The following is a 13,456-nucleotide window of genomic DNA, read 5'->3' on the forward strand; positions in this document are numbered from 1 at the left end:
ACAAAAGGAGAAAGACACAATGAACAAGAAAATGAAAACGATACTCGCGGTCGCGGTCCTGATGCTTGGGACGGTCGCCGCTATGCCGGCAGACCTCAAGAATGAGGACGGCAAGCGTTACGAGGTCAAGGTCCACGACGGCGGGACGACCCGCAACACATGGATCGACGGCAATTCAACGGTTCTTAGCATCTGCAGCAGCTGCGAGATCGAGGTGGTCGGGGTCGGCAAGATGCGTGTCAGCGGCTCGGACAAGCTGATCATCAAGAACGGGAAATTAAGCAAGTAAGTTACTCATCTTCCTCAGTGCGGCAGTTTGTTCGATCGAGCACGGGGTGACGTAAACGCACTTTATAAGGAGAAAAATAATGTTAGACGCAATTACAACCAGAACGAATAAAGGCACGCTGCCGAAATATGATTACCGCGAAACGATCGTCGCCTCGCGGCGGGTGAACTGGGCGATCGAGGACATCATCGGCGGCGATAAGAAGCTCGACTTCAGCAAGCGGTTCATGCCCGAATCGCTCGCTCGAGTCGATGGGCTTGGTTTTATGAACGAAGACGAAAAGCGAGTGCTGAACCAGATACGCGGCCACGCATATCTGTCGATCTTCGGGCTCGTTGAGGAGTTCATCCTGCCGTTCGTGCTCGACCACGTAAGGCCGTCGCTCGATAAGGACGACTATCGGGTCCGGGCATTCCTGCAGTTCGCCACAGAAGAGGCGAAGCACATTCAGCTTTTCAAGCGGTTCAGCCGCGAGTTTCAAGAGAACTTTGGCACCGAGTGCAAGGTGATCGGACCGGCAGCCGAAGTGGCTAAAGCCGTTCTTTCGCACGGGCCGCTCGGCGTGGCCCTTGTGATCCTCCACATCGAATGGATGACGCAGCGGCATTACCTGGACAGCATCAAGAACGACCAGGATCTCGATGCGCAGTTCAAGAGCCTGCTCAAGCATCACTGGCTCGAGGAAGCGCAGCACGCGAAGCTCGACACGATGATGATCGAGGCTCTTGCGTCGGGAATGACCGAAGCCGAGATCAAGACGGGCGTCGCGGACTACCTCGACATCGGCGGTTTTCTCGACAACGGCCTCAGGCAGCAGACGCTGTTTGACCTTGAGGCTTTCGAGGCGGCAACGGGCCGTACGCTGACCGAAACGGAACGCGAGGAGTTCATCGCTGTCCAGCATCAGGCAAATCGCTGGACGTATCTCGGCACCGGGATGTCGCACCCTAAGTTTCTCGAAACGGTCGGAGCCCTTGACCCGGCCGAGCGGGAAAAGCTCGAAGAAGTAGTTCCGGCATTTTGCTAAATGCCCGCACGTGAGGCGGCCCTGCCCGCCTCTTTTCACCAGACAACAAAGCAATATTTAGGAGAACATTATGCAGACAGCACAGAAAGAACAGAAGATAGTTAACGGCGTCAACGTGACGGAGCTTTTCGAGACGATCGATGCCATCGGTGGAAACAAAGAGATCGCCAAATTCAATTTCCGGGCGAAGAACAAATGGATCAACGGCGGCCAGAACGAGACGGTCGTAAACGACTATGACGGAGCTTGCCAGACGTTCCGCCGCGACACGCCGTTCGTTTTCCGGAAAGATGAACCCGCGATCCTGCTCGGCACCGATACCGGAGCGAACCCGGTCGAGTATGTACTCGCCGCGCTCGCCGGTTGCTTGACGACCAGCCTCGTTTACCACGCGGCGGCGAAAGGCATCAAGGTCGATGAGGTCGAATCAACCTACTCGGGCAACCTCGACCTCCGCGGATTTCTCGGTATGGACCCGAACGTCCGGAACGGATATAGCGACATCAAGATCGAGTTTCGGGTCAAAGGTGATGCGACCGACGAGCAGCTCGAGGAGCTTGTCCGCGTGGCGGAGCGGCGATCGCCGGTCTATGACGTCGTCTCAAAAAGCGTTCCGGTGACGGTTACGGTCGCTCGGTAAAATTTTCGTGAATCCGAACGAACCCATTGCTCGAAAACTATGGATGAACCGCTTCGACACGGTTCTGCACTTAAGGTAACTCCTAGTTTTCGAGCAAAGGGAAGGCAAAAAAGCCGCGGGAATCACTTCCTGCGGCTTTTATCTTTTACATTGAACTACTTAGGTTTTGCGGAGCTCGGTAAGCACCTGCTTGGCGACGGCCTTTAGGGTATCGAAAACGCCGGTTCCGACGGGCGCCACTGCTTCATATACGGGTTCGCCCTTTTTCTGGAGCTCATAGGTCAGGTCCTCGACCGGCACCGCTCCGGGAAGGTCGCGTTTGTTTAGCTGCAGCACGTATGGCAACTGCATCAGGTCATAGCCTTGCGTCTGCAAATTTTCTTCCAGGTTATAGAGCGATTCAACGTTTGCGTCCATACGCTCTTCCTGGCTATCGGCGACAAAGACAACGCCGTCAACGCCTTTGAGGATGAGCTTTCGGGAGGCGTCGTAATAGACCTGGCCAGGGACGGTATATAGGTGAAAACGCGTCTTAAAGCCGCGGACCGTTCCGAGCTCGAGCGGCATAAAGTCAAAGAAAAGCGTGCGGTCCGTCTCGGTCGCAAGGCTGATCAGCTTTCCTTTTGCCTGTGGTGCCGTTGAGTCGTAAATGTACTGTAGATTCGTCGTCTTGCCGCAAAGGCCCGGCCCGTAGTAAACGATCTTGCAATTTATTTCTCGCGATGCGTAGTTGATAAAGGTCATGGCTCTGCTTGGGGCTATTTCAAAGTAAATGTACTAGCTGAAAAGGCTATCGATATCTTCGTCCGTGATGTCGGCAAATGCCGAAGCACTGCTTGCTGCGAAGGCCTGAGATTGACTTGCTGCTTCTTCAAGGATCGCCGCCACCTCGTAGCTGGCGCGTTTTGTTCTTAGTTTTACAAGGCCGAGGGTCGAACGCTCATCGAAGACCACAACGAGAAGGCTGCGTCCGATGACGCTTATAAATATGCTCTCGCGTTCACCTTCGTGAAACACGGCAGGGAAACCGTCCTCGCCGATGAGCTTTGCCATGCTGTTGGTCGCGGCGACGTTGCCGGCGGCGAGCGAGGCAAAGCTGGTCGTGTCCATATCGCCGATATCGCCATTGAACGCGATGGTCTGGCCATCCCGGTCAACGAGGAAAACAACGCGGGCGACGCACTCGACACACAAGCGTGCGAGCACTGTCTTCAGTTTCTGAAACTCTTGTTCCTGCAGGATAAAGGGCGAATGGGCCATCACGTGTTTACCCGAAAATTAAGGGTGAAATAAGAACTATGCGGATCCGCAACTTCCTCGAAAGGTTGGAGGGAAGGTCGAACGACCAACTATAAAGGTAGCACACGGCGAAGCGACCAAACAAGATGTTTTTAAACTTTTTTACCAAAAATCTTGAGGTTTCGGGCGATTAGAAATATGATGCGAACGGCTTTGCTTTTCACAAAAGCCGGAAATGTTTCAAAATGATACACGAATTTGACCGAAATGCTGGGATCGTAGCTATCGGTGGCGGCAATGGGCTCTCAACTCTTTTGTCCGGCCTCAAGGCGTTTGCTGCCAATAAAGGCGATGTTGCCGGGCCGGTTGGCGAGCTCTCGGCGATCGTTGCGGTCTCGGACGATGGCGGGAGTTCGGGACGGCTTCGCGATGAACTGGATATGCCACCGCCGGGCGATATCCGTAATTGCCTGGTCGCACTTTCCGAGGATTCGCATCTGCTTTCTCAGCTTTTTCGGCACCGGTTCAGCGGGGAAGGCGAACTCGCCGGCCATAATTTCGGCAACTTGTTCCTTGCAGCTCTTTCTGAGGTGACGGGCGATTTTTCAGAAGCGGTTCGGCTTTCGGCAGAGATCCTTGCGACGAAAGGCCACCTCTATCCGGCGACGAGCACCAATGTCCGCATTGCCGCCAGGACGATCGATGGCGAAACGATCAAAGGCGAAACTAAGATCGGAAAATGCGGGAAGAAGATCGAGCGGCTCTTTCTAGAACCGGCCGAGTGCGAACCGCTTCCCGCGGCTCTAGACGCGATCAAGAAAGCGGACCTGATCACCGTCGGGCCGGGCTCGCTTTACACAAGCATTATGCCGCCGCTGCTGGTTCCGGGTATCCGGCGGGCAATGATCGAATCTGACGCCGTAAAGGTCTTTATTTGCAATCTGATGACACAGCCCGGCGAAACAGACGGCATGACCGGCCGCAGGCATCTGGAGGTTGTTAAAGAGCATATCCCGGAACTTCAATTCGATTTCCTGATCGTAAACGACCGCGTGGTCTCCGAACGGCAGGCTGAGCTTTATCTTCGCGAAGGTGCCCAGCAGATCGGCGTACATGGTTCGATGAACGAAGAAGAGATCGAAGGTGCGGCCGTTATCAAGCGAGATCTGCTTGATTCGGGCGAAAAGGTCAGGCACGACCCCGCGAAGCTTGCGCGGACAGTTCTTGGTTGCCTCCGGAGCGAGCAAAACCGTATGATCCTTAACTCCGAAACCCCGGAGATCGGCACTGTTGCGTGACATAAGCGTGCATTATTCGTATCATTTCACTTTCTTGTTGATCGACAACTGAAATGCAAAACGAATCACCGGGAAACAAGCCGATAGACGTTCTTATCCTCGCCGCCGGGCTTGGAACGCGAATGCGTTCGAGCATTGCAAAGGTATTGCATAAGCTTGGCGAAACCCCGCTAATTAATCACGTTTGCCGCTCGGCCGCCGCTCTCGGGCCGGAAAAGATATATGTCGTTGTCGGGCATCAGGCAGATGACGTTAAGAAAGCTGTGCTTGAGGAGATCGACGAAGACAGGGTCGAGTTTGTCACTCAAAAAGAGCAACTCGGGACTGGCGACGCGGTCAATGCGGCCCGCGAGCACTTCACCGATCGCGATTCGACGCTTCTGATCCTTTCGGGCGACGTTCCGCTCATCCGGCACGAAACGCTCGCATCTCTCGTTCAGTATCATCACAATCACCGCGGACGCGGGGCCACAGCGACCCTTTTGACCGTCAAGCTTAAAGACCCGACCGGCTACGGGCGCGTTGTACGCTCGAACGAAGGGCTCTTCGACCGGATAGTCGAGCAGAAGGATGCTTCGAACGTTGAGCTTGAGATCAATGAGATCAATGCCGGGATCTATTGCTTTGATTCGCGAAAGCTCTTTGCGGCCCTGGCGGAGGTCAAGAACGACAACGCGCAAGGCGAGTATTATTTGACCGACGTTCCGGCGATGCTGCTCGAGGCTGGCGAGGACGTTTCGGTTTACAGCCACGGCGATCATAAGGAGATCGAGGGTGTTAATAACCGAGCCCAGCTTGCCGAAATGGAGCGTGTGCTCAGGCGGCGGACGGTCCAGCGGCTGATGCTTGACAGCGGCGTCACGTTCATCGACCCGAAAAGCGCTTATATCAGCGAGCGGGCGAAATTTGGGCGGGACACGATCGTTTATCCGAACGTTACGATCGAAGGCACCACGGAGATCGGCGACGGATGCACGATCCGCCAGGGCACACGCCTGACCAACGCGCGGGTCGGCCACGGCGTCGAAATACTTGATAACTGCGTGGTGGTGGATTCCGAGATCGGAAATGATTGCACGGTCGGCCCGATGGCCCATCTTCGCGGAAACGCCCTGATGATGGAAGGAGCAAAGGTGGGCAATTTTGTCGAGATGAAAAAGACCCGGCTCGGCCGCGGCTCGAAGGCGAACCACCTGACATATCTCGGCGATGCAACCATCGGCGACAAGACGAACATCGGAGCCGGGACGATCACGTGCAACTTTGACGGCAAGAACAAGCACGAAACTCACATCGGCAACGACGTAAAGATCGGCTCGGACACAATGCTCGTCGCCCCGGTAAAGGTCGGCGACGGCGCCGCAACCGGAGCTGGAAGTGTTGTGACGAAAGATGTCGAGCCGAACAAGCTCGCAGTTGGGGCTCCGGCGCGAGCTATTAAGACGCTCAAGACCGACGACGCTTCGTAAAGTTTTAGATTTTATTTATGTGCGGAATTGTTGGATACGTTGGAAATAAGCAGGTTGTGCCGTTGATCATCGATGGCCTTCGGAAGCTCGAGTATCGTGGTTACGACTCGGCGGGCATTGCGGTCGTTGATGAGGGCGGGCATCTGGAATTGCGGCGGGCCGAAGGTAAGCTCCGCAATCTTGAAGAGGCGATCAGGCTGAGCCCGCTCGATGGCACCTATGGCATTGGCCACACGCGATGGGCGACCCACGGCCGGCCGACCGAAGAGAACGCACATCCGCACCGTGACCAATCAGGCAAGGTCGTCGTCGTCCATAATGGGATCATCGAGAATTACCTCGCACTCAAGGAACGGCTCGCGGCCGAAGGCCATGATTTCAAGACCGAGACGGACACCGAGGTCGTCGCCCATCTGATCGGGCATTACATCGATAAGGAAGGCCTGTCGCTCGAGCTTGCCGTGCGGCGTGCGGTCGCCGAACTCCGCGGGATCTTTGCTCTTTCGATCATCTCGGTCGATGAGCCGGATACCGTGATCGCGGTCCGCGAGGGGCCGCCGGTCGTCATCGGGCTCGGCGACGGCGAGTTCTTTGTCGCTTCGGACATACCGCCGATCCTTGCACATACGCGCGACGTATTCTTCCTCGGCGATCGCGAGATAGCGGTGCTGACGAAAGAGAGCGTACGCGTTACGGACTTTGACGGCAACGCGGTCGAGCCGCAGCGGCAGCGGATCACCTGGGACCCGATCATGGCGGAGAAAGGCGGCTTTAAACACTTCATGCTCAAAGAGATATACGAGCAGCCGCGAGCCGTCCGCGATACCGTTCAGGGCCGGGTCTCGCTCGATACGGGCCGTGTTTATCTCGACGAGATGGACATCTCCGAGGAGGAATTTCGCTCGATCTCGTCGATAAAGATCGCCGCCTGCGGAACGTCATGGCACGCCGGGCTCGCCGGAAAGTATATGCTCGAGAATCTCGCCCGGGTGCCGGTCGAGGTCGATTACGCCTCGGAGTTTCGCTATCGCGATCCGGTTCTGAGCGAGAACGACCTGCTGATCGTCATCTCGCAATCGGGTGAGACCGCGGACACCATCGCCGCGATGCGCGAAGCACGGCAGCAGGGCTGCAAGGTGCTCGCCGTCTGCAATGTGCAGGGTTCGATGATCCACCGCGAGGCGGACGGCACCATCCTGACCCACGCCGGTCCGGAGATCGGCGTTGCCTCGACCAAAGCTTTCACGGCGCAGATGATCGCGCTTTATCTTTTTGCTCTCTACCTCGGCGAACTTCGCGGGACGATAAATGAAGATGAGGCCAAGCGGCTGGCACAGGACCTTGCCGAGTTGCCGCTTAAGATCGAGCAGTTGCTCAATGACGCCGACTCGATCGAAGATCTTTCGAAGGAGTTTTTCCGTGTGCAAGATTTCCTGTATCTCGGCCGCGGCATCAATTTCCCGGTTGCCCTTGAGGGAGCTCTTAAGCTCAAGGAGATCAGCTACATTCACGCCGAGGGCTACCCGGCGGGTGAGATGAAGCACGGGCCGAATGCACTTATCGACGAGAAACTGCCGGTCGTCGTCGTCAACACCCGCGAAAATGGAAATGCGGGCAGCGAGCTTCGATATGAGAAAACGCACTCGAACATCGTCGAGGTGAAAGCCCGCGACGGCATTGTCATCGCCGTGCTGACCGAAGGCGACGGAATGAGCTCAAAGGTCGCCGACCACGTTATCGAAATACCCGAAACATCTGACCTCCTCGGGCCCGTGCTTTCGGTCGTCCCGCTCCAACTTCTGGCTTATCACATCGCCGTCCGCCGCGGCTGCGATGTCGATCAGCCAAGAAATCTGGCGAAGTCGGTGACGGTCGAATGACCCAAGGCCCCAAGTTTGTCGATTTCCCGGAAACGCACTTGGCCGGTGTCTGCCTCCGCATGTCCCATTTCAAAGATCGGGGCTACCAAGCGAACTCTGGAGAATATTCCGAGCCGCCTCGCCGTTTATCGCCGGGCCGGCTCGCCGTGAATCGTTTCCGGTTCGGATCCGAGCGATATTCTTTCGCGCGGTTTACGATCCGTCAGCCGAGTTCGATAAGGACGGCAGCCGCCAAGAGTCGAACGCCGATCCCGGCGGCATACCGGATTCGTGTTGGTTACTCAAAAGAAGTCCGAAAATGGAGGAATTACTCCGCAGGCCGAAACGTGATCGTTCCTTTACGGGGAATAGCTGCCCGGCCAGAATCTCACCTCGATGTCGGAACCCTTCGCAATATTCTTGAGAACGCGGCGATCCCAGTTCGATGACTGGAAGAACGGATACTGATTCCAATCCTTTGCCGCCAGGGCCCAATATCTGATTCAAGAATGAAGGCAATTGTCAATGAATTCGGCGGGCCTGAGGTGCTCGGACTTGCGGAGGTTGAAACGCCGAGCCCGGCGGATGGACGGGTGCTCGTCCGCGTTAAGGCGGCGGGTGTGAATCCTGTCGATACCTACATTCGTTCGGGCATACATGCTGTAAAGCCCAAGTTGCCCTACACACCGGGAAAAGATGGTGCCGGGGTCGTCGAAGCGGTCGGTCCGGGAGTGCGGCGATTTCGCCGGAGACCATGTTTACATCGCCGATACGCTGACCGGTACCTACGCAGAATATGCTCTTTGCCGAGAGGATCAGCTCGGGCGGCTTCCGGAGAACGTTTCGTTCGAAGCCGGTGCCGGGTGTTTTCGCCCTATGCCACTGCCTATCGGGGCTGTTTCAAAAGGCCGGAGCGAAGATAGGCGAGACCGTTCTTGTCCACGGAGCCTCAGGCGGTGTTGGGATCGCGGCGGTTCAGTGGGCAAAGAGTGCAGGAATGTGTGATCGGCACTGCAAGCACCGAGGAGGGCCGATCGCTTGCAATGGCGAACGGTGCTGATGCGGTGTTCGACCACTCGGATGACGGGCATTACGCGGCGATCATGGAATTCACCGATGGCAAAGGCTGCGATGTCATTCTTGAGATGCTGGCGAACGTGAATCTTGAGAATGACTTCGAGGCTCTCGCAAAGTATGGACGGATCGTCGTTATCGGCAGCCGCGGAAGCCTTGAGTTCACGCCACGGCTGGCGATGACCAAAGAAGCGACGATCCTCGGGATGTCACTTTTCAATGCCGCTCCGCACGAAATGGCAGAGATCCACCGTGCCATCGAGAATGGTCTCGAGACCGGTGTGGTTGCTCCGGTCATCAGTAAGACATTCACGCTAGGCGAAGCACCGGAGGCACACCGCGAAGTTATCGAAGGCAAAAGCCCAGGGAAGATAGTATTACTGACATAAGAGGGCCATCGCTAACGAAGATCGGGTTCAGAAACAAAATTCAGGTCGGACAGATCGGTATCTAGGTTTACGACCCTTACTGGGTCGGGAAAAAGGTTCGCCCCGATGCCGCAGAGACGATATACGTTTGGCCGGAGGGCAGGCCCTCAATTGCGTAATATCCGAACTGGTTGGTTAAGGCCAAGACAGGTTCGTCAAGCTCGCCACCTTGCACCATGATCCGGACATTAGAAATGCCTCGGCCATCCGGTGCTATTGCTCGCCCGGAAATGCTTGCCGGAGCAGACGTTGGGCCAAGCGACGTCAGAGTAAGTGAAGCGGCGGAGACCGTACCGGTATCCGCGGCAGCACAATCCAAGAAACGCAAGGTCCAAGTCCCATTAGGGTTCGCAACCGGCAGAAAGACCGGGAACATTGATGTAAAGGCCGGGCCCGGATTGACTGGCGAGAATGGGCCGGATTCCTGGGTCCGATAATTGCCACCCGGGATGTTGAAAGTGTTGCCTCCAGCTGCTGCTGCGGACCATATATTTCCAGTGTTTATGTCAGCGAAAGTATAGGTGCCGTTCAGGTTAGAACTATCCCCGAAGGAACCGGTAAGGCTCGTCCGGCCAACGTAGGCGAAGATCACATGTGACGTACCGTCTGGTGCTATCAGCAATACCTGAAGGTCGCCTATGCAGGTGTGTGTCATAGTGAAAGAAATGGTTGTCGATGTGACCGCTCCAAGCAATCCAGTAACTGCAAAATTGACATCTCTTGGAGCACCACACGTAGGGTTAGGAGAAGTGCCGTCCGGAATTGCACCGGTTCCGGTGCCGGGAAACGTCTGGGATATCGTGGGAATGGAAAAAAGTGCGGCGACCGAGATTGCTAATAAAAATCTGTACAGTATAGGTTTGATCGAGGGGGTTGGCATAGTGAGATTCTCCCGGATGATTGTATAGCCGTTGCCGGCCAATTCCGATGATAATGCAGAGTCGAAATGAAAGTCAACCATGTTAAACAATCATGCCTGCACTATCTGCTTGATCCGGCCTCGTTCAAATTCCGGCAAAGCCCCGAAGACCTGCAAAGCGTATTTGACGTTACCGAACGGAGCTGAAACCTGAACGCCTGCGATGACATCCCGCACCTCGAGCAAGGATTCGCGAGCGATCTTGATGCCTTCCTCGCGTGCCTCGTCCTTTCCTTTCTCCGAAGCGACCCGCATCCGATCAGGTATCTCGGGCGTGACGTTCACACCCGGCACCTCGTTGTGCAGGAACTCGGCATTGCGGAAGCTGACGAGCGGCCAGATGCCGGCGACGATCGGGATCTTGACGTGGGCGATGCGGTCGATGAACGACCGAAGCTGCTCGGTGTCAAAAACGGGCTGGGTGATGGCATATTCCGCACCGGCCTCGACTTTCCACTCGAATCTGCGGATCTCCTCATCGATGTTTACCGCACCGGGTTTCACGCCGACGCCGATCGAAAACGCAGTCGGTTTCCGATCAGGTTATTGCCGATGTCGAGACCGTGGTTGAGTTTATTGACCATATTGGTCAGGCCGATGGCGTCAATGTCAAAGACCGCCTCGTCGCATCAGGGTAAGGCCCATCTTCGGAGCGGGTCACCGGTGATCAAGAGAAGGTTGTGCAGGTCAAGAGCCGCGGCCCGAGCAGGTCGGACATCATCCAGGCAGGTTCGGTCGCGGCAGCGGTAGTGGAGCACGGCCTCGATGCCGATCTCGCGTTCGACGAGGACGGCCGTCGCCTGAGCGGACATCCGCGTCTGGGCCCGCGGGCCGTCAGGAATGTTAACCGCGTCAACACCGGCCTCTTTCAGCAAACGGATCGAATCGAGGCGTCGCCTGAGCGTCGCAGCCCCTAGGCAGGAGCACTTCGACCGAGGTGACGAACTCGCCCTGGGCGATCTTTGCCGACCAGCGGGAGGCGTTCCTCTGGTGCAACGACCAGAAACATCTCCGGGTTTGAGTTCGGTGACGCTCACGTGCTTTACGCGCCGATTGGTGAAGCTGTCGCGGGCTGATCGAGCGGATCGCATCGGCGATCAGCTTGATGTGGGTCGGAGGTTGTGCCGCAGCAGCCGCCGACTGAAGTTCGCTCCGGCCTGGACGAAACGTTTTGCAAAGGTCGCCATGTATTCGGGCGAGCCATGTAAAACTGGCGGCCCTGTACATCGCGGAAGCCCGGCGTTCGGCTGGGCGGAAGCGGGAGCTCGGTCACGGCCCGCATCTTTTCCAGTGCTGAGAGAACGTGGGTCGGGCCCATTCCGCAGTTGAGTCCGATGACGTCAACACCGGAGTCTTTCGAGCTCTGCGGTGAACGTCTCAAGCGGTTCCAAACTTGTTTTGCCATGGTCCTGGATCGTCATCTGGGCGACGATAGGAGATCGCAGATCTCCTTTACAGCAAGGATGGCCTGTTCGATCACTGACAGTTCGGAGAAAGTCTCCAGAATGAATAGATCGACGCCGCCTTCGAGCAGGCCTCTGCCTGCTCGCGGAAAAGCTCGTGCTTCTTCGAACGATGTCGGGCCGAAGGGCTCGATCCGAAGCCCAAGCGGGCCGATCGCACCGGCGACGAACGCTTTGTCACCCGCAGCTTCGCGGGCAAGCCGGGCGGCGGCGATGTTGATCTCGCGGAGACGTGATTCGAGGCCGTATTGCTGAAGCTTGTGCCGCGTTGCTCCGAAGGAGTTCGTTTCGATGACGTCCGCACCGGCCTTCACGTATTCGGCGTGGACCTCGCGGACGAGGTCCGGTGAGTTCAGGTTTAGCTCGTCATAGCTGCGGTTGATGTAAACGCCTTTGTCGTAAAGCCGGGTGCCGACCGCCCCGTCAAATACAAAAACGCCGTCGGGGCAAGCAATTCACGAAAATCTCTCATAACTAAAGGTCTCGCCAAACAGCGAGCCTCAGATTCAGATCGATTGTCACTGGCTGTTTGCAGATTATTTAACGTGGTCGCAAGTCGCAATAACTCACCACGGATGTAAACCCGATAATGCGACTTCGGCGGCCAAGTGTCAAGGTTTCAGCGTTGACACCGCCTGCAAAAGAAGGTCGAGCGGCCGGCTTGTTTTAGTCGCATGATGCTTTCACCGCAAGCCGGGCATTCTTCGCCCTCGCGGCCGTAAACACTCCAATCCGGCGAATCCTGTTCGCCATAAAAATTTCCGCCGATATTTCCGGGCTCGACCGGAACAGAACGGCTTGATTCTATCGCACGCTCAAGCACGGCGAGAATTGCCGAGTGGAGAAACTCGGCTTTCGGCTTTGTGAGCCTATCGGCACGTTTTCGCGGGTCGATGCGGGATTCGAACAGAGCCTCAGAGGCATAAATGTTGCCGAGCCCGCAGACTTTCGTTTGGTCGAGCAAAAATTCCTTGATAGGCCGCGATGAGGCCTTGAACTTTGACCTTAAATAATCGACCGAGAAATCTTCGCCGAAAGGCTCCGGAGCGAGCTTGCAAAGTTCCTTCGCGGCGTTTAGCTCATCGCTGCGGACGATGTTCATGAACCCGAAGTGCCGCTGATCGCTGAAATGGAGCGTCTCGCCCCCGAGATCGAACTGGGCATGTGTAAAGCGCGGCGGTTCGGTGCCCTCGGCGGCGATCGAAAAACGACCGCTCATCCGAAGATGGACGATCAGAGTGCGATCGTTCTCAAGGTCAAAGAGAATATGCTTGCCGCGGCGGCAAATTGAATTGATGCGGGCGTTTGCGAGTTGAGCGTTGAAGTCCTCGGGCGCAAAAGCGGGTGCGAGCCTCGGGCGGTGGAGCATCGCTTGCTCGATCCGGCGGCCGCGGACGAGCAGGTCGAGATGGCTGGCGACGAGTTGGACCTCGGGTAATTCGGGCATTTCGTGTTTCTAAGTGACGAAGTATCCGGTATCGTGGCTTTGTCGCCGGGCACCGGTCCCTTCGGTGATCGAACTGCTTCTGCCGATGAACGAACTTCGCCCGACGACCGATCCATGAACCGCGGCACCTGCCGCGATCCGCAGAATGTCCCCAGATCACCGAGTTCTCGACGATCGCTTTCTCTTCAAGCATCACCCCGGGACCGAGGACCGAATTTCGGACTGCTGAGTTCGGCTTTAACCACAGCCTTCGCCGAAGAGCGAAGAACGCCATCGACCGATGCGGCGGTCGCGATCTCGCTTG

At 56.5% G+C, this 13,456-nt stretch carries 11 protein-coding genes, 2 pseudogenes and 1 riboswitch; of the genes and pseudogenes, 8 read left to right on the plus strand and 5 right to left on the minus strand.

The annotated features are described in order from the left end of the window. Positions 1-19: 19 nt before the first annotated feature. From IPM21_09435 to IPM21_09445, 3 genes are all read left to right on the plus strand, one after another. Entirely contained in the window at positions 20-289 is a 270-nt protein-coding gene (locus IPM21_09435) for a hypothetical protein (GenBank protein ID MBK9164121.1), read from the plus strand. A gap of 79 nt (positions 290-368) precedes the next feature. Continuing rightward, positions 369-1,316, plus strand: a complete 948-nt coding sequence (locus IPM21_09440) for a diiron oxygenase (GenBank protein MBK9164122.1) — start codon at positions 369-371, stop codon at positions 1,314-1,316. Positions 1,317-1,386: 70 nt separating this feature from the next. After that, positions 1,387-1,956, plus strand: coding sequence for an OsmC family protein (locus tag IPM21_09445; protein MBK9164123.1), 570 nt, complete (start codon positions 1,387-1,389; stop codon positions 1,954-1,956). A gap of 159 nt (positions 1,957-2,115) precedes the next feature. On the opposite strand, the gene IPM21_09450 is transcribed toward IPM21_09445, so the two are convergent. Further along, a complete protein-coding gene (locus IPM21_09450; protein MBK9164124.1) occupies positions 2,116-2,700 on the minus strand; it encodes a GTPase domain-containing protein in 585 nt (194 codons plus the stop codon). A gap of 33 nt (positions 2,701-2,733) precedes the next feature. Beyond that, on the minus strand, positions 2,734-3,216 hold the full coding sequence (locus IPM21_09455) for a roadblock/LC7 domain-containing protein (protein MBK9164125.1): 483 nt from the start codon (positions 3,214-3,216) through the stop codon (positions 2,734-2,736). A gap of 224 nt (positions 3,217-3,440) precedes the next feature. Here IPM21_09455 and yvcK point away from each other — a divergent pair, with 224 nt between their 5' ends. The 4 genes and pseudogenes from yvcK (at position 3,441) to IPM21_09475 (ending at position 9,284) form a co-directional block, all read left to right on the plus strand. Beyond that, positions 3,441-4,493, plus strand: a complete 1,053-nt coding sequence (gene yvcK / locus IPM21_09460; protein MBK9164126.1) for a uridine diphosphate-N-acetylglucosamine-binding protein YvcK — start codon at positions 3,441-3,443, stop codon at positions 4,491-4,493. A gap of 53 nt (positions 4,494-4,546) precedes the next feature. Then, complete coding sequence (gene glmU, locus IPM21_09465) at positions 4,547-5,962, plus strand: bifunctional UDP-N-acetylglucosamine diphosphorylase/glucosamine-1-phosphate N-acetyltransferase GlmU (protein ID MBK9164127.1); 1,416 nt, start codon at positions 4,547-4,549, stop codon at positions 5,960-5,962. Positions 5,963-5,979: 17 nt separating this feature from the next. Then, positions 5,980-7,842: a glutamine--fructose-6-phosphate transaminase (isomerizing) gene (gene glmS, locus IPM21_09470; GenBank protein ID MBK9164128.1), complete on the plus strand. Its 1,863-nt coding sequence runs from the start codon at positions 5,980-5,982 to the stop codon at positions 7,840-7,842. A gap of 488 nt (positions 7,843-8,330) precedes the next feature. After that, a pseudogene (locus IPM21_09475) lies at positions 8,331-9,284 on the plus strand (NADPH:quinone reductase). A gap of 76 nt (positions 9,285-9,360) precedes the next feature. Here the strand turns inward: IPM21_09475 and IPM21_09480 are convergent. Next, a complete protein-coding gene (locus tag IPM21_09480) occupies positions 9,361-9,978 on the minus strand; it encodes a proprotein convertase P-domain-containing protein (protein MBK9164129.1) in 618 nt (205 codons plus the stop codon). Between the two features lies 1 nt (position 9,979). On the opposite strand from IPM21_09480, the gene IPM21_09485 reads away from it, so the two are divergent. Further along, positions 9,980-10,231 (plus strand): hypothetical protein, encoded by a 252-nt coding sequence (locus IPM21_09485; protein MBK9164130.1) that lies wholly within the window; start codon positions 9,980-9,982, stop codon positions 10,229-10,231. Positions 10,232-10,293: 62 nt separating this feature from the next. Here the strand turns inward: IPM21_09485 and IPM21_09490 are convergent. Both IPM21_09490 and mutM read right to left on the minus strand, forming a co-directional pair. After that, positions 10,294-12,160, minus strand: a pseudogene (locus IPM21_09490) (bifunctional homocysteine S-methyltransferase/methylenetetrahydrofolate reductase). Between the two features lie 54 nt (positions 12,161-12,214). Continuing rightward, positions 12,215-12,288: riboswitch (SAM riboswitch) on the minus strand. A 36-nt stretch (positions 12,289-12,324) separates the two neighbouring features. Further along, complete coding sequence (gene mutM / locus IPM21_09495) at positions 12,325-13,152, minus strand: bifunctional DNA-formamidopyrimidine glycosylase/DNA-(apurinic or apyrimidinic site) lyase (GenBank protein ID MBK9164131.1); 828 nt, start codon at positions 13,150-13,152, stop codon at positions 12,325-12,327. Between the last annotated feature and the right edge of the window lie 304 nt (positions 13,153-13,456).

The sequence above is a fragment of the Acidobacteriota bacterium genome (assembly GCA_016716435.1).
Lineage (GTDB): Bacteria > Acidobacteriota > Blastocatellia > Pyrinomonadales > Pyrinomonadaceae > OLB17.

Coding starts and splice junctions, on each gene's coding strand:
- IPM21_09435 (MBK9164121.1), top strand. CDS start 20: ATGAACAAGAAAATGAAAACGATACTCGCGGTCGCGGTCCTGATGCTT.
- IPM21_09440 (MBK9164122.1), top strand. CDS start 369: ATGTTAGACGCAATTACAACCAGAACGAATAAAGGCACGCTGCCGAAA.
- IPM21_09445 (MBK9164123.1), top strand. CDS start 1,387: ATGCAGACAGCACAGAAAGAACAGAAGATAGTTAACGGCGTCAACGTG.
- IPM21_09450 (MBK9164124.1), bottom strand. CDS start 2,700: ATGACCTTTATCAACTACGCATCGCGAGAAATAAATTGCAAGATCGTT.
- IPM21_09455 (MBK9164125.1), bottom strand. CDS start 3,216: ATGGCCCATTCGCCCTTTATCCTGCAGGAACAAGAGTTTCAGAAACTG.
- yvcK (MBK9164126.1), top strand. CDS start 3,441: ATGATACACGAATTTGACCGAAATGCTGGGATCGTAGCTATCGGTGGC.
- glmU (MBK9164127.1), top strand. CDS start 4,547: ATGCAAAACGAATCACCGGGAAACAAGCCGATAGACGTTCTTATCCTC.
- glmS (MBK9164128.1), top strand. CDS start 5,980: ATGTGCGGAATTGTTGGATACGTTGGAAATAAGCAGGTTGTGCCGTTG.
- IPM21_09480 (MBK9164129.1), bottom strand. CDS start 9,978: ATGACACACACCTGCATAGGCGACCTTCAGGTATTGCTGATAGCACCA.
- mutM (MBK9164131.1), bottom strand. CDS start 13,152: ATGCCCGAATTACCCGAGGTCCAACTCGTCGCCAGCCATCTCGACCTG.